Genomic DNA, 18,038 nt, shown 5'->3' on the forward strand with positions numbered 1-18,038 from the left:
GGCGGTGAAGGTCCCGCCCGGCGGATCGCGCGGGCGCGATCAGAAGGTCATGGGTGCTCAGTCGGCAGGCAGGTACCACTGGCCATTCTGGTCAATCCAGTACACCTGGATGTAGGGAGTGCCGTCCTCGTCGAAGTACGTCACTTCGCAACGTTGATGGTAATAGGGTCCCATCTTGACCCGGACGCAGTTCGTGTTCTCCGGACCACCGCCACCACCGCCGGCGGTGGCCTGGGACGGCGTGGAGAGAGCTCCCACGGCAAACATCAGTGCGGCCATCGAGGCCAGGTGCAGTTTCATGGGCATCATCCTTGTGTCTGCAATCGCGCATCTGCGCGGTGTCGTGCAACTACCCCCGGGTAGAGCATGCACCCGAGCGGCAGCTGCTGCATGCGCGCCGGCCCGGCGGACGGCCCGGCGCAGTCCCCTGCCGGCTCAGTCGCGCAGGTAAGGGTTGCCGTACTCGTCGATCCAGTACTCGGCTTCGTACACGTTGCCGAACTCATCGGTGTAGGTTTCCGTGCAGTGCTGGTGGACCCGGTTGTGGTCCACTTTCACCGGCACGCACGAAACATTTTCTTTCGGTCCCCCCGCATTGGCGTCCGCCACCGGAGCCAGGGTTGCCGTTGCCATCACCAACGCGGCCATCGCGGCCAGTTGCAGTTTCATAAGCATCGTCCTTGCTTTCTGCAATCGCGCACATGCGCATGGCGTGTGTAACACGCGAACCAGAGCGCCGGAAGTGTCTTGCCCGGATCAGTCCTCGATCTCGCCGCGCCGACTGGCAGCACGCACCGCCTGCGCGGTGGTTGCCACGCCCAGGCGCTGGCGCGCGCGTCGCAGATGATTCTCCACCGTACGGGCGGAAAGTCCCAGCGTGGCCGCGATTTCCGCTTGGCGACGGCCGGCGGCGACCCAGCGCAGCACCTCGCGTTCGCGCGTGCTCAACGCACTTCCGGAAAGCTCGGTGGGCGTCTCGGAAAGCCGGCGTGCGGCACGGAATGCTGCAGCTGCAGCAGCATCCAGCAGCAGTCGCGCGCTGGCCGATGCATCGATCGCTGTCCCGGCAAAACTGATCGCGCCTTCGAGCCCTGTGGTGCCGAACACCGGCACCTGCAGACCGTGCAGGCCTTCACCACGTGGCTGCTTTACCACCTGATAGCGTTCGCCGCGAACGCCCTGGCGCTTGCTCCAGAAGAACGGCGCGTCACTGTCCAGAACGTGGCGATTGACCGGACAGGCGTGCAGGTAGCGCGCGAGGTCGGTAGTGCTGCCGTCGCCGAACCAGTCGCCCTCGATCCAGTACACGCGCTGGGTACCGCGTTCCAACCCCGTGCCGGTGGCGAACACCAGCACGCGGTCGTAGCCCAGCGGTGCAGAGATGCCGCGTAGTACCGCGCCCACCGCACTCAGTGAGCGGGCGCGTTCCAGTTCCAGCAACGCCTGCACCAGATCGCTCACGCCAGTCAGCGCCCGGCCAATGCGTCGAGCAGCGTGCGCGCGGCCAGCTTGCCCAGCGCATTGCCGGCCAGCGGGCTGTCGCCGGTCAGCAACAGGCGGTCCTGCAGCACGCTGCCATCGATGCCGTCGTTGACGATCTGCACGCCCTGCTGCGCCAGGCGCTCACCGAAGAACCACGGCAGCTGCCCGGGCATGTAGCCGATCTCCGGCGTCTGCCGGTCCATCGCATCGGGGAAGGCACAGATGCGGTAGCCGCGGAACAGCGAACCACCGTCGGCCTCGTCAACGCCTGCGGCCAGCAATGCGGCCGGGCCGTGGCAGAGGGTGATGATGTGACGTTGCTCGGCCATCGCCCAGTGCAGGGCCGCCTTTACCGCGCGACTCTGCGGCAGTCCGATAAGGGCGCCGTGGCCACCGGGAATGAACACGGCTGCATAGTCCGACGCGGCATCGAGGCCTGCCACCACCTCATCCAACGGCAGTGGCTGGCGGAAGCGGGCTTCGTAGCGGTCGTACAGTCCGCCGATCTCCTTGTCCTCATGCGGGAACGCCCACCACTCGAACTTGGCGGGGTTGCCGGACAGCGTGGCCACATCGATGTCGAAGCCGGCCTTGTCCAGGTGGTACATCGGCAGCAGGGTTTCCACCGGATGGTTGCCGGTGGAGAACAGGTGGCCGTTGGCGGTGGGCAGATAGCGTTCGTCCGCAGCGATCATCAGCACCTTCCAGCGGCCATCGCGGCGAGCGTCGGGATAGTCGGCGCCGGACAGGTCGCTCTTCGCCGATGTGAACTGTGACAGCGAGTACGGCGACGGGAAGAAGGCGTCGCGCTCGGCCGGATCGGGGCTGGGGTGGCGGCTGGGCTCTTGCGTGTTCATGCGGACCTCCAGTGGGGTAGTGGAGCCAGCATAGAAGGGCGGATGCGTACAGGCGATGAGGGTTTTCCCCTCATTCGCCCCCTGCTATTTCACCACGGCGCCGTGCTGTTGCATGTCTTCATGCAGGATCCGCCGCAGTTCGACGATGGCCGGCGTGGCTTCCTGCACGCTGTGCCCGGACACGATCACCTTCTCCGAATCCGCGTGCGGAAGGTGCGAGCTCCAGTAGGGCACCAGCCCGTCGTCGGTCTTTTCCAGCGGACCATCTGCCTTGGCGCGCGCGATGATCGAGTGGTAACGCACCTTCGGTGCCATCGGCAGGTCGGCCACGGCGCGCACGAAGGGATCGTCCTTGTCCAGGTTCTGGATGCTGTTCATCTGGTAGCCGTGCTTGCCGTCGTTGCGATCGATCTTGCCGTCGTTGGCGATGGTGGCCACGTCCTCCAGGACGGTCAGTGGCAGCCGTACCAGGCGGCCGATCCAGCGGCCGAGGCGGGTGCTCGCCACATCGGTACCGCGGTGCGGCGTGGCAATGAATACCACGCGCGATACTTCCGGTTCCGGCAGGAAGGTCAGCACCGGCGCGCCCTTGGTGCGCAGCAGCTCCTGCTGCGCAGGCGTCATCTGTGCGGTCGCCAGCAGGGTCTCTACCAGGTGGTCGCCGGAAGAAGACACCATCAGCCGTGAGATCACCCCACCCATGCTGTGCCCGACCAGCACCATGTCATGCGAGGCCTGCGCCTTGCCGCTGGGGTCGAAGTGCTTGAACACCTCATCCAGCGTGTGGCGCATCGCATCGTGGCTCATCGCAATGGGCATGTTGGTCGGGTAGTAGAACTGCCAGACCTGGAAGTCCTGGCGGATCTCGTCGTCGCGCATCAGCTCGTTGGCGACGTTGACCCAGGCTTCCGGGCTGCTGGCCAGGCCATGGATCATCAGCAGCACGCGGCGGTTCGGGTCGTAGGGCTGCATCATGTACAGATGCGGCGTGTCGATGCCGCCCTTGCCACCGAACAGCGAACGCAGCGATTGGTGGCTGAAATTGGAGCGCGCCAGCCACAGTGCGTAGCCTGCGGTGAAGTTCGCGGCCAATGGCACCTGCTGCCCATGCAGGGTGACTTCCGTGACCTGGTAGGGATCGTGGATCTCCAGTTCCGGCTCGTCGTCGTGCAGTACTTCCCACAGGTTCTTTCCGGAGAAGCGCAGCAGCACCGTCATCGATGGCGACGGCATCTCGCTCCAGCTCTGTGTGATGGGCGTGGTGGCCTGCGCGGCGGCTGTGGTGGCCGGCGGCGTGGTGGCCGTAGTGGCGGCGGGATCATCCATCACGGCCACCAGTTCGGCACCGAAGCCATCGCGGCGATGCACGCTGCGCAGCGTGCCGGTGAACGACAGCGAGGCTGCCGGCACCAGTTCGGTGGGCGTACGCGTATCCAGCGGTGATGCTTGGCCCGACGGCGCCAGCACGAACGTCCAGCGGCCCAGCTGGAAGTGGCTGGCTTCACCATGCACGCGCCCGGTGGCATAGGCGTTGTACAACTGTACCGAGGCTTCCTGCACGGCCAGGTTGTAGTAGTCGCGCACCTGGGTCTGGCGGTCTTCGAAACCGCGCTGGTTGGCCGTGCGCTCGGTGAAGAACAGGTAGGCGTAGGCCTGCCGCGCGACCTGCATCCACGCGTCCAGGCGCGGCTGGAAGTCCGCATCCAGTTCGGTGATCGCGCTCTTGGCGCGGCCTGACGTGGAGTACTCGCGCTTGGGCGCGGGCAAGGTCATCGCATACTGCAGCCACAGCTCGGCCAGGCTTGAGCGCTTGTCCTCCTCGCGCACCACGATGCTGCCTTCCATGGCCTCGATGCAGGGCAGGCCTGGCTTGGCGCAGACGCCTTCGTCGAGGCCGGCGACGCGCAGGGTTTCCATGGTGGCCGAACTGAGCTTGCCGGTGGTCAGGATGTCGCCGCGTTTCAGGGCGATGTACTGGCCGGGGGTGACCGAGGCCACCTGCACCGACGGCCCGAACTGGCGCAACGTCGCGCAGCCGCCCAGAGTGAGCAGCACGGTGATGATGAGGGTCGTGCGGCCGATGAAGCCCAAGCCCGTGGTTGCCATACGATCCTCCTGCGCGGTGGCGCCACTCTAGCGGTCGGCATGTCAAAGCGGAAGATACCGGGCGGTCGGTTTGGAGCGCGGAAATGCCGCCAACCGGGCGATTCAGGCATTCCCGTGTGACACTGGGGTGAACAGGATGAATGCGGGGCTGCGATGCGATGGCTTGAGACCCGTGTTCCTCCGCCTCTTGTGATGCTGTTGTGCGCCGCCATCGGCTACATGGGCAGCCGATGGCAGCCGGGCGCGGCGCTGCAGCTACCCGTGCCGGAGTTGCTTGCGGGTCTGGTGATGGCCTTCGGCGTGGCATTGAACCTGCTGCCGAAGCTGGCCTTCCGGCGCGTGGGCACCACGGTCAACCCCCTGCGGCCAGCGACGTCGAGCATGCTGGTCACGCACGGCGTGTACCGCTATACGCGCAACCCGATGTACCTGGGCCAGGCCACTGTCCTGGCAGGTGCCATGCTGTACCTGCAGAACCTGACCGCACTGCTGGCCGTGCCGTTGTTCGTGCTGTACATCAACCGATGGCAGATCATGCCGGAAGAGCGGGCACTGTCGGCCCGCTTTCCGGAGGCATACGCAGCCTTCCGCCAGCGCGTACGGCGCTGGCTCTAGCGCGGGTCAGGCAGTCACGGTGTGATCTGGCATTTCACGGCAGCGGAATAACCTTCGTAATCGTCACCGGCAATCACGTGCAGGGTGTGGCGCTTGTCGATGCGCTTCACGTAGGACGGTGCTTCGGTGTTGGCGTATTCGTTGACCGTGGTCACCGACCAGGTCTTGGCCAGGCGCTTCGGGTCGACACCGTTCAAGTAGACGAAGATGCTCTTCTCGCCCTCGGCGACATTCACGTCGGCATGGGTGACGGTACCGCCGAACAGGGCGACCGGCGTGGTTTCCGGCTCGAACGTGCCACCAGGCTTCCTGGCCAGGCCGGCTGCCTGCAGGGCATCGATAGCCTCGGCTTCGCTGAAGGTGGAGCCTGCCTTGCAGGCCAGCAGGGCTTCGAGTGTTTCGGTGCCGGGCGGCGCGATGGCGGGTGCAGCCGCGTGCGCAGCCGGGGTCGCGGCAAAAGCAGCCAGGAGCAGGGCAGAGGTGATGATCACGGTTCTCATCGCAGGTCCTTCTGTAGGTAGTGGGCAGCAACGCGGGGAGGATGCCGCTTCATTTTGCGATGTTTCAGTCAGTGCCGCGTGCAGCAATGGATCATGACCCATTCCGGCTGCCGTCGTCCGATTCAAGCAAGACGGCGCCGTCGCCGCGTTGTGACAACTGGTCGCCAGGGTTTCGCAACGGACAGTCCTTCAGTGACAGGCAACCACAGCCGATGCAGCCGTCGAGCTGGTCGCGCAGCTGGACCAGGCTGCGGATGCGCTCGTTCAGCATGTCGCGCCAGTTGCTGGACAGCCTTGCCCAGTCCTTCGAACTGGGCGCCCGTTCGGCTGGAAGATCATCCAGCGCGATCTTGATCGTGGCCAAAGGAACGCCCGCCCGCTGTGCGACCTTGATCACGGCAATGCGCCGCAGCACGTCGCGGCGGTAGCGGCGCTGGTTGCCGTTGTTGCGCCAGCCATGGATCAGTCCCTTGGCTTCATAGAAGTGCACGGTGGCAATGCTGACCCCGCTGCGACGCGCGACTTCGCCCACGGAAAGCGGAACGCTGACATCGATCTTCATGGCCGGGGTTCCTTGACCTCATCAATACATGAGGTTTTATAAGGCAGTTCCCTTTTTCCTGCATGTGAACCCTGGGCTGCAGGTCATGAATCATAGGTTTGAACGAAAATGGAACAGCAAGGCATCGCCGTCCCCGGCACCCGCTGGGGCGATCTCCTGTCCGGCCGCAATGCAGTGCGCTCACTTGCCCTGGCGGGCGGGGTCGCACTGCATGCGGTCAACGTCTACATCGCCACCACCATGTTGCCAACCGTGGTGGAGGACATCGGTGGCCTGGATCTCTACGCATGGAACACCACGCTCTTCGTGGTCGCGTCCATCCTGGGGTCGGCACTGTCGATCAAGCTGCTTGAACGTGCCGGGCCTCGTGGAAGCTATGCAATGGCGACGCTCATCTTCGCAGCCGGTGCCGTGATCTGCGCGCTCGCGACCTCGATGCCGATGATGCTGGTGGGGCGGCTGGTGCAGGGTGTCGGCGGCGGCTTCCTGTTCGCACTGGCCTACGCCATGATCCGGCTCGCGTTCGAAGAGCCGCTCTGGCCCCGCGCGATGGCCCTGGTTTCGGGGATGTGGGGCGTGGCGACGTTGATCGGACCTGCGGTGGGCGGCGTCTTCGCCGAATGGGGCGTATGGCGGGCCGCATTCTGGTCGGTCACCGCGGTTGCCGTGTTGTTCGCGCTGCTGGCGTCGAAGGTCCTTCCGCAGAGGGAGGCATCGTCTTCAGCTGCGGCCAGGTCCTCGGTCCCGTGGTTGCAGATCCTGCTGCTGACCCTGGCCGTCATCAGTGTCTCCCTAGGCAGTACATCCTCGAGCGCAGTCAACAATTTCATTGGCATCGTGATGGCCGTGTTCCTCGCAGTGGTGCTGATGAGGATCGAGTCCCGAGCGAAGCAGACGCTGCTTCCTTCCGGCGCTCTCCGGCTCCGCTCGCGGCTGGCCGCGTTGTATGGGCTGATGTCGCTGCTGGTGGTGATGATCACCAGCGGCGAGGTCTTCGTGCCACTGTTCCTGCAGGTGCTGCATCAGCAATCACCGCTTGCTGCGGGCTACCTCGCGGCGTTGATGGCGGCCGGTTGGACGCTCGGGTCGTTGGTCGGCTCCGGCTTCAGCGGGCGCGGCGTTGACCGGGCGTTGATGATCGGCCCGGCGCTGGGATGGCTGGGCATGATCGGGCTGGTGCTGTGGGTGCCGGCTGCCGGCAGCGGTACGTGGTTGCAGATGGTGCCGATCTGCGTGGCGCTGGCCGTCATCGGGATCGGCGTGGGCCTGGCCTGGCCTCACCTGCTGACACGTGTTCTGACCTCTGCACCGCCGGAGGAACAGGAGCGCGCCGGTGCGTCGATCACCACCATCCAGCTGTTCGCCACCGCGGCCGGGGCAGCGCTTGCCGGGATGGTCGCCAATGCAGCGGGACTGATCGAGCCGGGCGGGGCCGAGGGAACCGCGCGTGCGGCCCGGTGGCTGTTTGCCACCTTCGCGCTGGCGCCGATGCTGGGCATGCTGCTGGTGAAGCGATGCCGCTTGCCGGCGGACATGAACTGAGCAACGGAAGAGGGCGCAGCGACCTTGCCGGGCCACTGCGCCATGCCATCAGTTGCTGGCTGCCTTCACGGCTTCGGCCGCGTCAATGATGCCTGGCCCGCAGCCACCCGGGCAGTTCGCTGCGGCGATCGGGTGCGCAGTGCGACGCAGGATGTCCTTGACCTGGTCGGTGGTCTTTGGCACCGGCGCCACCGCTTGCATCAGCGCGACGATGCCAGCGACGTGAGGCGCCGCCATCGAGGTGCCGGACATGAAGTCGAAGGCGTTGTTACCCACCGTGGACAGGATGCCCTGCGCCGGATGCTGACGGGTCGGGGCGCAGTTGGCCTGGCTAGGCGGCGTGGCCAGCGGCAGGAACTCGCCGACGGACGCGCGGCAGGACCAGGTTTCACCACCGGGTGCGGTGATATGGATGCCTGCGCCATAGTTGGAGTAGAACGCGCGTCGCCCGCCCTGATCGTTGGCAGCCACGGCGATCACGCCCTTGCAGTTCGCCGGAGCAAACTCGGACACATCCAGATTGCTGTTGCCGGCGGCGACCACCACGATCGTGCCCTGCGCGGTGATGTCGTCGATTGCATCCTGCTCGGCCGGCGAGCAGGCGCGGCGGCCGCCCAGGCTGAGATTGATGACTTCGGCCGGGTTCGCATTGGCCGGGACGTTGGGCACGTTGATACCGGCACTCCAGAGCATGCCATCGATGATGTCGGCGGAACCGCCATTGCCCTGGTTGCCGAGTACGCGTACCGGCACGACCTTCGCGTTGTAGGCCACGCCGGCCACGCCGATCTGGTTGTTGGTCACCGCAGCGACCGTTCCAGCGACGTGGGTGCCGTGTGCGATGCCCGAGGCATCGAAGGCATCGGCGTCGCGTCCATCGCCATCGTCGGATCCGCCGCAGCCGGGATTCATTCCGCCGATGATGCACTGCCAATCACTGAACGGACGGGTCGACGAGATCATGTCGTAGCCCGGCAGCAGGTTGGCCTGCAGGTCGTTGTTGTTGAGGTAGCCCGAATCGACCACAGCCACCACCACGCCCTGGCCAGTGGAGCGATCCCACGCGCCGGGCAGGCGCGCGCCACTGGTCGGATTGCTGTAGTGCCACTGCTCGCCGTAGCGTGGGTCGTTCGGTGTGGCGAATGCGCTCATCATGTAGTTCGGCTGCACGTACTCCACATCCGGATCGTCGGCGATGCGCTGCATCAGGATCTGCGCTTCCGGGAGGTCCAGTGGCTTGTCCGTGGTGACCACGTCGGCCCCGCCGCCCATGCGGCGTTGATGGGTTACGGACGCGGCTGCTGGCGGTGCGTTGCCGATCGAACGCTTGCTGCGCTGCTGGACGCCGAGGCGCTTCTTCAGCGCGTCCTGGGCGGTGTCGGCGGAGACGCGCTTGCTGCTGCCGTCCCGGTACTTGACGATGAAACTGCTGTACTGCTCGTTGCTGGCCATGCCTCGCGTCCATACCCGTTCGGTGGGTTGGGCGAAGGCGGGGGCGCTGGCCAGGACCAGAGTGATGGCACTGGCAAGGGAAACCCGAAGCGGCGTACGCATGGATACAGTTCCTTTGTGAAAAGTGCGGCGGATGGGCCGGGCCTGGGGCTCGACTCGATGTGGAGAGTGGGGTATCCCGTGGGCTCCTCTCGATGGCGACCTTGAGCGAACGCATCCGCAGACGTTTCTCCCCCAGGGCGGAGGTAGGAAATTTCTGAATTGGTTTAGTGATGTCGAAAGCGTCTGACGATGTTCAGTGCCGACATGGCTTGTCCGATTCCGCTTTGCGGCGTGGTGTGATGGCGGGTTTCACGCTTTGGTTGGGCGGAAACAAGAAAGCCCGAAGATGCACGCATGCGGAGCTTCCGGGCGTAGCCTTCAGCGTTGACGTGGGACCTGAATTGGCTGCGTTGTTCCAGCCACCGCTGTCGGGCATCGCAACTCCTGCTCTTCAGCTGGCTTGACGTTTGAGAACCTACGGCCCTGGGGAGAAGGGATTACGCGGAACTCCTCGTTGGATGCAACTCCAGTGCGATTCTGATGGGCCTGGGATCCTGACGTGGTGAATTTCCACGTCAGGATGGAGATGTTCCCGAGCAAACCAACTACGGAAACTGTCGGCGGCACCACCCTTCACTATGGAATCTACAGCTGATGGCCGTTGGACTACGCGTTCGCAACCAAGGGACCGGACAGATCCAGATCGGCTCTGGCTACCGAAATCTGCAGCTGGCCAAGTTAGGCACACTCAACACTGGTTCGTTTGCCGGTGGATCGACTGGTAGATCACCACCGTTTGCCTCATGGTCTCCGAGTGGTGTGTTGGCATCGACGAACGGGACGACGAACCTTCACGTCTGCCGATACATCAATGACTCCGTATCGACCAACACAGGATTCACTCTGGTCCAGAGCGGCGTGACGTGCAATGTCTACGCCTCCAGTGCCGCGCCGAATAAGCTGCTGGAGTACTACACGTTCAATGCTTCTGAGCGAGAAGGTACTGGTCCAGTCGGGTTGCGCCTGCGCAACGAAATCGGCACGGTCTTCTACGACTCCAGACGCAAGGGCCTACGGGTTCTCCAAGTGGTGGCGCTGCCGACAGTCCCAGGGCCTCCGGTGGAGATCGGCCAGTTTTTCCCCGGGACGAAGATCGGCATTGCCATTCCGTCGCCGCGCTTCTACTACTTCGCGCAATCGCAGGATCGGTGCACCATGAACGCCAACTATTTCCACATGACCAGCGACAACCGGATCTTCCTTTCGCGGTTGCAGGTGACTCAACAGACCCTGATCACCAACACCTTCCCGGTGGGCGGCGTAACGATGGGGCCGCAGAACGCCACGATTTTCATCGTGGACCTGACCGAGGTGCCGCTGGGGTTCGGCTAGGGCGCCAGGAGGCATTGGCGAGTGACCATTCGAACTTGACCGTGTTGCACGCCAAATACGATATATGTCTCGGTGGCACAAATTTTCCTGCTCTAGAATCGACGTGCGGGCAAGACGCCCGCTGGAAATCTGTACGTCCATTCTCTAAGGAGTAGATGTGAAGAAGATGATTGCTGTGGTAGCCGTTTTGGCTGGATCGCTGGCGTTGAATGCGTCCGCGCAGGAAATTGACTACTTGGGGGCGTCTCCGAAGATCCTTGCAGAGGCGAATGCCCATGCAGCTGATTTGCCCGCCGGCGTCCAGTTGGTCGAGCTCGAAAGATGGCGGTGGAGGGAGGACACTTTCAGTGCCCGGCCGCTGAACACTCCGGGTGGAATGAAGCACCCGGGTAAGAAGGAAGGCACTTTGGGCTTCATTTCCTACTATCCATTCGAAGGCAGCGTGACGATGTATGCCTGCCTCAATAATAACTGGATGGATAGCTTCTCTTCGATGGACCCGAACTGCGAAGGCCATATGAAGACCACGAACATGATGCCAATTACGGGCTACATCGCCTCGACGCAGCTCCCGGGCACCGTGCCGTTGTACCGTTGCATGCGAGGTGGTCTGAAGCCGAACAACTGGGCAGACCACTTCGATACGCTGGACCCCAACTGCGAAGGCGTGAAGTATCCAGTGAATGAAGGGATCATGGGCTACATCTGGCTCTGATTTATCGCTGATCTACAGCACCGTCAGAAAGGAGGCAGTCGCTGGGCGACTGCCTCCAAGAGATCCTCGCGGTTGTTCCGCGGCGTATTCACCGCGCGGCTGACCCGATAGGCCTCCATCGCCGGCGTCTCGCTGGCCAGCAGCCATCCACTCATCGATCTGGCCAGCCTGCAGCCACACACCGAATGAGCGAGGCGGCCTAGGAAGGCCGCCTCATGGCTCCATGTCGTTAAATCTCTTGTGATCCCTTAGGCAGCTTCGGAATCGGTCCGCCTGGTCCGACCGTTACGGTGCCGGTTCTTCCACCGCCGCCGTAGCTGCCGCCGCCTACGTCTGCGCCGCCACCTCTGCCCACTCCTTGACCGCTGCCTTGACCGCTCCCAGAGCCGACACCGGAGCGCGGGGATTGAGTAATGGCCTCTTGGGTCGTGCCATTCCAGTCGTTACTGTCGGTCATTTGATACGTCGTGCAATGCGAACCGTTGCATACGATGACCTTCGCTCCTGTCTGTATCGGCTCCAGATGTGTGCCTTTACGCTCGCGATTGGTGATCTGCATGTACTTCAGCAGAAACGCTTTAGTAGCAACGTCTGGCTCAGGCCTCTGACCCTTGCAAGCATCACAATTGACCGGACCGAAAACCGCAATTGAAGGACCAAGTATAGTGAGGGAGTACAGCAACGGAATTGCGGAAAGTCCTATCAAAGCAATCAGGACGACAAGAAATTTTTTGCTCCGAACAAAATTCATGAATTGCACCCCTGTTGATAGAATTAAAATATTATTTGCAGCATGAATTTAAGATTTTACCCGCCATCTCCCTGGCGGCCTGCGACTGATCTGGCGAAAGGTCTACAGAAATTCTATTAATTGCCGTTGTCGATAGCTCGTTTCGATTCAATCTATCGTAGGCCAGCCAATACGCAAGACTCTGCTCGGGTGATTTTTCCGCAAGAATTCCACGATCGTATATGTTTGCCAGTGCCTCCATGGAGTCTACGCTTCCAGTCGAAACAGATTCCTGAAGATATCTAACCGCATTGGTGCGGTAGTTAATAATTTCCTCGGGATTTTTTAGTGCGTTTGATAGATCCCCTACCACCTCACGGGGGTTGCGTGCATACATCAAACGCGCTTCGATTGAGCCCTGCTCCGCAGCGAGAGCAAGCCAGTTCTCAGAGGTAATGTCATCTCGAGAGTTAAGCCCTTTGCACAACTCAATTTCCCTCTCGACTCTCTCAGAAAACTGCCCCCCCAGCCCTACCGATGCATACGCCTTGTACTCCTCGCTATCGCCAGGATCCAGTGCCCGACGACAACTCGAAATTCGCGTAAAAATTTCGTAGCTAGCCTGCCCATCTCCTCGCATAGATCGCGCCAATCGGTCATCTACATAAGCTGTCGCCTCGTCCTCCATCTCCGGAATGTCCATCTTCAAGAGAAATGCATTGCCCTCCAGATAAACTCTATTTTTGCGATCCTCGTAACCTTTGAGTTGCGCTTGACTTTTGACATCGTGATAGTCGGCATCAATCGATGCCGGAGTGGTCTTTATAGGGTTATCTACGGTGCCCGCATCACTCGTTGAGTGAAGTATGAAAAAATAGATCGCAGCGGAAATGGACGCGGTCAAAGCGACTAATGAAATGGAAAGTAATTTTCCCGATCTCTTCATTTAGATGTTTTCTTTGTGAAATTTTTGGTATTTTCAGTGAAATCAGTTTTCTTTTTACTGACGATAAGCAGGATCTGTCGCGCTAGCTTCATGCTGCTGCTCCCAACTCGAAGGTATCGAAGCGGATCACCTCTTGACGCAGCCATTCGTTGGATGAGCGATTGCGATTTCTTAGTTGAAGAAGAACGGACTCGGAAGGCGCTCCCCCCAGCGCGCATCTATGTGATGTTAATCAAGGGTTCATTTTTTGATGAGGAAACATGGTTGCTGCCAGAGCCTGTCACTCCGCCTGGAGCGGCAAGGCAGCGCCGCAGCGGCACCGCAGATGTCCGGAGAGTGGCCCGACCGGTCGTGGCCTCGGGAGGCATGTAGGGACAGCCCGACCCGACAGGGAGAGGTTGCCCGATGGTGCCGGTCGCGCGTTGAGGGCATTCTGACCTTGCCGGATCCGGGGCCGCAGGCAGCTCAACCCGGGGGGCGCGTGAGCAGCGCCGCGCCGGCTCAACTGCAGTGGACAGTGGGTTAGGGCTCCGGCCATAGTCACGGCTGGCCAATGGACGTGCCCTAGGAGCATCCTCAACGTACTGATCAGCCGTGACCAGCTTGTCGTTGCAGTGGATACGCTTGCGGAGGATGCCCTGACTGGCGCCCACTCTGCCGGTGCCAAGGTGCTCCTGATACCGCAGCACAACGTGCTACTGGCCACCAGAGGTGGAGCCCAGTTCTTCCTGAAGATCTACGAGCTGGCTCTGCAGGCGAGCTTCCGGGCCGACTTCTCCATCGAGCAGCTTTCTGCTGAGATGGGGCCTGTAATGGACCAACTGTCGTTGAACTATGAGAAGGCGGCCGCAGAGGCTGACCTGCCTATCGAACAGCTGGGGACCGAGATTGTCCTGGGCGGTTGGTCGCCCAGAAACGGCAGAATGATGGCCACGGCCTACGCCAAGAGCGACAGCCGGCAGGCTACGTCAGTGCAGCCGATCGGCGGCCAGTTCGCGTCACCAGGCGATCCACTCAAAGGCGTGGCGCCGAGCATGCTGCAGGTCGACCTGATGGCTGCCGGGCGGCTCCAAGCGAACTACCTCAACGAGCAGATGGGCCGGCAGGTCGCCGGCGGGCGTCTGCTGATCGGGTTCCTTCAGCAGGGGCAAGCGGTGGTGAAAGACCTTGGGAGCTTATAGCTTGGACAGGCACTGCACCCTATGGAGTTGCGGGACACAGTAGCCGTGGGGGCGTGGGGGATGGACGGTTCACTGTCGTACTAGTTCTGCTAGATTCCCCGAGGCCTCCATGGTTGGGGGTGACAAAGGAGAGCATCATGGTCTTTGGAAGAGTCCTAGTGCGTTTCGTTGTTTCTGGCGTCCTGATGATTTCAGGTTTAGGTTTTCATGCGGCGGCAAATGCGCAAGATACCTTGAAATCCTGTGACGGCTGCAGTCTGGATCAGATGAAGAATACGGCATGGCTTGATACCAATGCCGAGGAGGCACCTTTCTGGGGGTACAAGTACTATGTCAATCGTCAGAATGGAGTCATCGCCAAGTTTGTAACGTCCAAGGAAGATGGACCTCCAGGTGATACCTGTCCTCCGGGTGGCGGCGTTGGGTGCCAGAGCGTTGTAAAGGTGTTCCCGGATGTTCCCGAGTCGGCATTTACGGATTATGCGTTCAAGGCACAACAGGTCTGGGGCTCGCAGATAGTAATCGAACCCGGCCCAGGAGTTCCGAATAACGCATACGAGTTCGTGCAATATCCGCAGATGAGAGAAGTGGTGATGGCGCAAGCCCACACCAAGTCTGCGTTTCTCAATCTTGTAACCCAAGCAGTGCGTGGCCTGATCGATCAGCATCTGTTGAGCTTGCCCCCCAAGGTGGTCTCAGTAACGCTGATCCTTCCGGATGGATCGAGGGTCATCGCCATCATGGATCCGACGACCGAAAGGCTGTCTCACGAACCCAATACCGTGCGCGACGCTGCCGGAAATTTCGTGCCAGAGACTCCTGGTAAGGTGGCCGGCGGGATTGGCCAGACGACGTACTATGACTTCACCAATAATCCAGCTGATCGATTTAAGTTCGTACAGTGGGTCAGCTCGTTAGGGGCAACCGTTACCGGTCCGACTAGTAGTCAGAAAATGTACTGCACTGAAAGTGCGGACAACTCAGGTGCTGGTGTAAATGTAATTATTACCTGCACTGCCTACTAGAGCCTGCATTCGACATCCAGTTGCTGATCTCTGCTTGGTGGCCCGGCGTTTTGCCGGGCCACCTCTTGCAAGTGCTCTTGGAACCGTACTGCAGCGGAGGTATGCAAGGCTGAGCGGTTAAGACTGACCGTTGAGCAAGTCGCAGCGGTTGAGACAGCCGGCAGTATCCTTCCGGCTATGCTTCCCTCGCACGGCTGCCAAGGCTTCCGCACCGCTCCCGTTCCGTCTGGCTGGGTCCAGATGGGGGAGAGCTGGGTGCTGTGGTGGGGCGGTCGACAGATCGCCAACATCAGACGCGGCAAGGATGGCGCTGTGCGCGTGCGTCTGGATGCCCGGAAGATGTGGCAGATCAAGGAAGTTCCGGCCGCCAGCATCGCCCAAGGCAAGCGCTACGCCGAGCGCTGGTGCGCGGCCAGGCTGTACCCCGACATGCCGCTGCGTCAGGCGGTCGCCCGGCTGACAGACAGCACCCCGATCCAGCCACCCCCGCCACTGCCCGGACTGCCGCCAATCCGCGAGCAGCAGCAACAGGCTCGGCGCCTGGCCGAGGCCGGAGCGAAGGAGGTCGAGCGGATCAAGGAAGCGCTGGAGCTGCGCAAGCCGCCGGTAGAGACGAAGCTCCGTCCGAGGGACGCACGCAAGGCGTGGGTGAGGGCAGGGCTCCGGGAGCTACGTGGTTGGTGAGCGGAAAAGGTTCCCGAATACACGGTGTCTGCCCATTGCGGGACTAGGGGCCTGTACTCAGGCCTCCTGAATTGCACTCAATCTAAGTTGTTGACTGCAATGCACAGTGCGCCAGCCTTCTAAGCCGCCGTTTGGTTGTGTTGTGATGGCGCACTGGGTGGGTTGATTTCTTTCCCTAGCTGGGCAATCGCCTCTGCAATCTCCAGATAGAGTGCGGCGAGGTTCATGCAGGCATCGCCTACCCGGTCGTATCTCGCGGCCAGGGACTCAATGGTGAAGTCCATCCCATGCGCAACGTTGCTGGACAGCGGGTCTGAATTCTCACCCTTGTACATGTAGGTTGCGAACGGCGACCGCTTCAGAAAGATCTGATCGACGCCATGGATCAGGTGATGGCGAGCGGCTGCCTCATTCTCCGCCCACTCCAATAGGTCCGCCACACGGTCCCGTGGATGCCAAAGGGCAGGGCAAGCCTCTATGCACTTTTTCAAGTTCTTGATCTTAGTGCTGAATGGCATAAATCCCGGCTTGAACTCCGGGGGCAGAGAATGCTCGCCCAACTTCTTGAGCATCTCTCGATATGGGCCTCCCGCAGCTGCCAGCAGGTCATAGATCCCATTCTCGAACCTGCCCCACGCGCTGATATAGCGACCCAATACGGCGTAATAGTCACGCTCGGAGTCGTCATGAAAATGAACCGTATCAGCTATGTACATAGGTATTCATGCAGGCGAGTACGGGACAACTTTAGCGGATCGCGCCAAGCCGAATCCGGCTGGCCGCAGACATCGTCTCTTGTCCAGCGTGTTTCCCGGCTTCTGGCCCGCCTTCGCTCATCGCGAAGTGCATATGCCAAGTCGGGCGCTGCCGGTGAACAAGCCCCGCCCGAAGCACGCCCGCAAGGCGTGGGTGAGGGCAGGGCTGGAGCAGATGCGGCGGGGTGTGTAGGTGTCATCCGGCCCGCAGCTTCACCACGTTGCCATCGCGCAGGCCATCGAGGTAATCCGCCCAGACCTGCATCATCCGCACGCGCTCCTGCAGGTGCGATGTGCGGTTGTAGGCCCGGCCGTTTGGATCCTTCACCGCGTGCGCAGGCTGGTGCTCGATGATGTCCGGGCGGAAGTGCAGGACCTCGTCCAGAATGGTGCGAGCGGTCGCGCGGAAGCCGTGGCCGGTCATCATCGTGCGGTCGTAACCCATGTTGCGCAGCGCTGCGGTCACGGCGTTCTCCGACATCGGGCGTTTGGGGTCGCGGGCGCCAGAGAACACCCACTTGTGCCGCCTGGTGACCGGCTTGATGTCCTCCAAGATCTGCAGCGCCTGCTTGGACAGCGGCACCAGGTGTGCAGCACGCATCTTCATCTTGCTGGCGGGGATGGTCCACACGGCCGCGTCGAGGTCGAATTCCTCCCATTCCGCATGCCGCAGTTCGCCAGGACGCAGGAACACCAGCGGTGCCAGCCGCAGCGCCGAGCGGGTGATGGCAGAGCCGCTGTATGCCTCGATGGAGCGCAACAGGCCTCCCAACTGCACGGGGTCGGTAATCGCCGCATGGTGGGCCTCCTTCGGCGGTGCCAAGGCACCCTTCAGATCGGCGACCGGATTGCGCTCGGCACGGCCTGTGGCCACGGCGTACCGCATGATCTGGCCGCAGTTCTGCATGATTCTGTGCGCGGACTCGATCGCGCCGCGGTCCTCGATGCGTCGTGCCACCCGGAGGAAGTCCGGCGCGGTGAGGTCGGCTACAGAGCGTGACCCGATCCAGGGGAATACATCGTTCGTCATCCAGGCTTCGACCTTCTCCGCATAGCTGGGCACCCAGGGGCGCGCGACCAGCCACTCGTTGGCGATGGTCTCGAAGCTGTCCGAGCCAAGGACGGACTGGGCGAGGGCAGCAGCCTTCTTCTGCGCGCCCGGGTCGACGCCTCTGGCCAGCAGCCGGCGAGCTTCGTCGCGGGCCTCGCGAGCTCGAGCCAAGGAGACATCCGGGTACAGGCCGATCGACAGCAGCTTCTCCTTGCCGGCGATGCGGTACTTCCAGCGCCAGCTGCGCGCGCCGGTTGGGGTGAGGTAGAGGTACAGGCCGCCGCCGTCGGTGATCTTCTGCGGCTTGTCGCTGGGCTTGGCGCGCCTGATGGCTGCGTCGGTCAGAGGCATCGGGGGTATCGCTTCAGTGGGTGCGGTCGGATACCCCCACCGTCTCATGG

Annotated in this window: 20 protein-coding genes; 7 read left to right on the forward strand and 13 right to left on the reverse strand. The window is 62.1% G+C overall.

The window, feature by feature from the left end:
* Positions 1 to 57: 57 nt before the first annotated feature.
* The 5 genes from QRO95_RS05845 to QRO95_RS05865 form a co-directional block, all read right to left on the reverse strand.
* The gene (locus tag QRO95_RS05845; RefSeq protein ID WP_049462602.1) at positions 58 to 300 is read right to left on the reverse strand and encodes a hypothetical protein; all 243 of its coding nucleotides are present in this window, start codon (positions 298 to 300) and stop codon (positions 58 to 60) included.
* Positions 301 to 435: 135 nt separating this feature from the next.
* Complete coding sequence (locus QRO95_RS05850) at positions 436 to 669, reverse strand: hypothetical protein (protein WP_032128272.1); 234 nt, start codon at positions 667 to 669, stop codon at positions 436 to 438.
* 87 nt (positions 670 to 756) lie between these two features.
* Positions 757 to 1,461, reverse strand: coding sequence for a PA1136 family autoinducer-binding transcriptional regulator (locus tag QRO95_RS05855; protein ID WP_049423583.1), 705 nt, complete (start codon positions 1,459 to 1,461; stop codon positions 757 to 759).
* Positions 1,462 to 1,466: 5 nt separating this feature from the next.
* Positions 1,467 to 2,339 carry a glyoxalase III HchA gene (gene hchA, locus QRO95_RS05860; RefSeq protein ID WP_285301901.1) on the reverse strand — a complete coding sequence of 291 codons (873 nt, stop codon included), beginning with the start codon at positions 2,337 to 2,339 and terminating at the stop codon, positions 1,467 to 1,469.
* Positions 2,340 to 2,423: 84 nt separating this feature from the next.
* A complete protein-coding gene (locus QRO95_RS05865) occupies positions 2,424 to 4,445 on the reverse strand; it encodes a triacylglycerol lipase (RefSeq protein ID WP_049423588.1) in 2,022 nt (673 codons plus the stop codon).
* 153 nt (positions 4,446 to 4,598) lie between these two features.
* Here QRO95_RS05865 and QRO95_RS05870 point away from each other — a divergent pair, with 153 nt between their 5' ends.
* A complete protein-coding gene (locus tag QRO95_RS05870; RefSeq protein WP_285301902.1) occupies positions 4,599 to 5,060 on the forward strand; it encodes an isoprenylcysteine carboxylmethyltransferase family protein in 462 nt (153 codons plus the stop codon).
* 14 nt (positions 5,061 to 5,074) lie between these two features.
* Here QRO95_RS05870 and QRO95_RS05875 read toward each other — a convergent pair whose 3' ends face one another.
* Together QRO95_RS05875 and soxR are read right to left on the reverse strand one after the other, a co-directional pair.
* Positions 5,075 to 5,560: a hypothetical protein gene (locus QRO95_RS05875; protein ID WP_285301903.1), complete on the reverse strand. Its 486-nt coding sequence runs from the start codon at positions 5,558 to 5,560 to the stop codon at positions 5,075 to 5,077.
* 91 nt (positions 5,561 to 5,651) lie between these two features.
* Entirely contained in the window at positions 5,652 to 6,122 is a 471-nt protein-coding gene (gene soxR / locus QRO95_RS05880; protein WP_032128280.1) for a redox-sensitive transcriptional activator SoxR, read from the reverse strand.
* 108 nt (positions 6,123 to 6,230) lie between these two features.
* On the opposite strand from soxR, the gene QRO95_RS05885 reads away from it, so the two are divergent.
* Complete coding sequence (locus QRO95_RS05885; RefSeq protein ID WP_285301905.1) at positions 6,231 to 7,664, forward strand: MFS transporter; 1,434 nt, start codon at positions 6,231 to 6,233, stop codon at positions 7,662 to 7,664.
* Positions 7,665 to 7,712: 48 nt separating this feature from the next.
* On the opposite strand, the gene QRO95_RS05890 is transcribed toward QRO95_RS05885, so the two are convergent.
* Entirely contained in the window at positions 7,713 to 9,218 is a 1,506-nt protein-coding gene (locus QRO95_RS05890; protein WP_285301906.1) for a S8 family serine peptidase, read from the reverse strand.
* A 594-nt stretch (positions 9,219 to 9,812) separates the two neighbouring features.
* On the opposite strand from QRO95_RS05890, the gene QRO95_RS05895 reads away from it, so the two are divergent.
* Entirely contained in the window at positions 9,813 to 10,550 is a 738-nt protein-coding gene (locus tag QRO95_RS05895; RefSeq protein WP_285301907.1) for a hypothetical protein, read from the forward strand.
* 157 nt (positions 10,551 to 10,707) lie between these two features.
* Entirely contained in the window at positions 10,708 to 11,265 is a 558-nt protein-coding gene (locus QRO95_RS05900) for a hypothetical protein (RefSeq protein ID WP_285301908.1), read from the forward strand.
* Between the two features lie 23 nt (positions 11,266 to 11,288).
* On the opposite strand, the gene QRO95_RS05905 is transcribed toward QRO95_RS05900, so the two are convergent.
* From QRO95_RS05905 to QRO95_RS05915, 3 genes are all read right to left on the reverse strand, one after another.
* Positions 11,289 to 11,420, reverse strand: coding sequence for a hypothetical protein (locus QRO95_RS05905; RefSeq protein WP_285301909.1), 132 nt, complete (start codon positions 11,418 to 11,420; stop codon positions 11,289 to 11,291).
* A gap of 74 nt (positions 11,421 to 11,494) precedes the next feature.
* Complete coding sequence (locus tag QRO95_RS05910) at positions 11,495 to 12,016, reverse strand: hypothetical protein (RefSeq protein WP_285301911.1); 522 nt, start codon at positions 12,014 to 12,016, stop codon at positions 11,495 to 11,497.
* Between the two features lie 31 nt (positions 12,017 to 12,047).
* The gene (locus tag QRO95_RS05915) at positions 12,048 to 12,941 is read right to left on the reverse strand and encodes a hypothetical protein (RefSeq protein ID WP_285301912.1); all 894 of its coding nucleotides are present in this window, start codon (positions 12,939 to 12,941) and stop codon (positions 12,048 to 12,050) included.
* Between the two features lie 614 nt (positions 12,942 to 13,555).
* On the opposite strand from QRO95_RS05915, the gene QRO95_RS05920 reads away from it, so the two are divergent.
* The 3 genes from QRO95_RS05920 to QRO95_RS05930 all read left to right on the forward strand — a co-directional run bounded on the left by QRO95_RS05920 (position 13,556) and on the right by QRO95_RS05930 (position 15,831).
* Complete coding sequence (locus tag QRO95_RS05920) at positions 13,556 to 14,122, forward strand: hypothetical protein (RefSeq protein WP_285301913.1); 567 nt, start codon at positions 13,556 to 13,558, stop codon at positions 14,120 to 14,122.
* A 137-nt stretch (positions 14,123 to 14,259) separates the two neighbouring features.
* On the forward strand, positions 14,260 to 15,147 hold the full coding sequence (locus tag QRO95_RS05925) for a hypothetical protein (RefSeq protein WP_285301915.1): 888 nt from the start codon (positions 14,260 to 14,262) through the stop codon (positions 15,145 to 15,147).
* A 177-nt stretch (positions 15,148 to 15,324) separates the two neighbouring features.
* The gene (locus tag QRO95_RS05930; protein WP_285301916.1) at positions 15,325 to 15,831 is read left to right on the forward strand and encodes a hypothetical protein; all 507 of its coding nucleotides are present in this window, start codon (positions 15,325 to 15,327) and stop codon (positions 15,829 to 15,831) included.
* 119 nt (positions 15,832 to 15,950) lie between these two features.
* On the opposite strand, the gene QRO95_RS05935 is transcribed toward QRO95_RS05930, so the two are convergent.
* Complete coding sequence (locus QRO95_RS05935; protein WP_285301917.1) at positions 15,951 to 16,547, reverse strand: hypothetical protein; 597 nt, start codon at positions 16,545 to 16,547, stop codon at positions 15,951 to 15,953.
* A gap of 235 nt (positions 16,548 to 16,782) precedes the next feature.
* Positions 16,783 to 18,036, reverse strand: a complete 1,254-nt coding sequence (locus tag QRO95_RS05940) for a phage integrase central domain-containing protein (RefSeq protein ID WP_285301984.1) — start codon at positions 18,034 to 18,036, stop codon at positions 16,783 to 16,785.
* Between the last annotated feature and the right edge of the window lie 2 nt (positions 18,037 to 18,038).

Source organism: Stenotrophomonas maltophilia group sp. Smal13 (genome assembly GCF_030236855.1).
GTDB lineage: Bacteria > Pseudomonadota > Gammaproteobacteria > Xanthomonadales > Xanthomonadaceae > Stenotrophomonas > Stenotrophomonas maltophilia_A.

Bases quoted from the DNA above. Each gene is read 5' to 3' on its own strand.
- QRO95_RS05845 (WP_049462602.1), bottom strand. From the start codon at position 300: ATGAAACTGCACCTGGCCTCGATGGCCGCACTGATGTTTGCCGTGGGA.
- QRO95_RS05850 (WP_032128272.1), bottom strand. From the start codon at position 669: ATGAAACTGCAACTGGCCGCGATGGCCGCGTTGGTGATGGCAACGGCA.
- hchA (WP_285301901.1), bottom strand. From the start codon at position 2,339: ATGAACACGCAAGAGCCCAGCCGCCACCCCAGCCCCGATCCGGCCGAG.
- QRO95_RS05865 (WP_049423588.1), bottom strand. From the start codon at position 4,445: ATGGCAACCACGGGCTTGGGCTTCATCGGCCGCACGACCCTCATCATC.
- QRO95_RS05870 (WP_285301902.1), top strand. From the start codon at position 4,599: ATGCGATGGCTTGAGACCCGTGTTCCTCCGCCTCTTGTGATGCTGTTG.
- QRO95_RS05875 (WP_285301903.1), bottom strand. From the start codon at position 5,560: ATGAGAACCGTGATCATCACCTCTGCCCTGCTCCTGGCTGCTTTTGCC.
- soxR (WP_032128280.1), bottom strand. From the start codon at position 6,122: ATGAAGATCGATGTCAGCGTTCCGCTTTCCGTGGGCGAAGTCGCGCGT.
- QRO95_RS05885 (WP_285301905.1), top strand. From the start codon at position 6,231: ATGGAACAGCAAGGCATCGCCGTCCCCGGCACCCGCTGGGGCGATCTC.
- QRO95_RS05890 (WP_285301906.1), bottom strand. From the start codon at position 9,218: ATGCGTACGCCGCTTCGGGTTTCCCTTGCCAGTGCCATCACTCTGGTC.
- QRO95_RS05895 (WP_285301907.1), top strand. From the start codon at position 9,813: ATGGCCGTTGGACTACGCGTTCGCAACCAAGGGACCGGACAGATCCAG.
- QRO95_RS05905 (WP_285301909.1), bottom strand. From the start codon at position 11,420: ATGAGTGGATGGCTGCTGGCCAGCGAGACGCCGGCGATGGAGGCCTAT.
- QRO95_RS05910 (WP_285301911.1), bottom strand. From the start codon at position 12,016: ATGAATTTTGTTCGGAGCAAAAAATTTCTTGTCGTCCTGATTGCTTTG.
- QRO95_RS05915 (WP_285301912.1), bottom strand. From the start codon at position 12,941: ATGAAGAGATCGGGAAAATTACTTTCCATTTCATTAGTCGCTTTGACC.
- QRO95_RS05925 (WP_285301915.1), top strand. From the start codon at position 14,260: ATGGTCTTTGGAAGAGTCCTAGTGCGTTTCGTTGTTTCTGGCGTCCTG.
- QRO95_RS05930 (WP_285301916.1), top strand. From the start codon at position 15,325: ATGCTTCCCTCGCACGGCTGCCAAGGCTTCCGCACCGCTCCCGTTCCG.
- QRO95_RS05935 (WP_285301917.1), bottom strand. From the start codon at position 16,547: ATGTACATAGCTGATACGGTTCATTTTCATGACGACTCCGAGCGTGAC.
- QRO95_RS05940 (WP_285301984.1), bottom strand. From the start codon at position 18,036: ATGAGACGGTGGGGGTATCCGACCGCACCCACTGAAGCGATACCCCCG.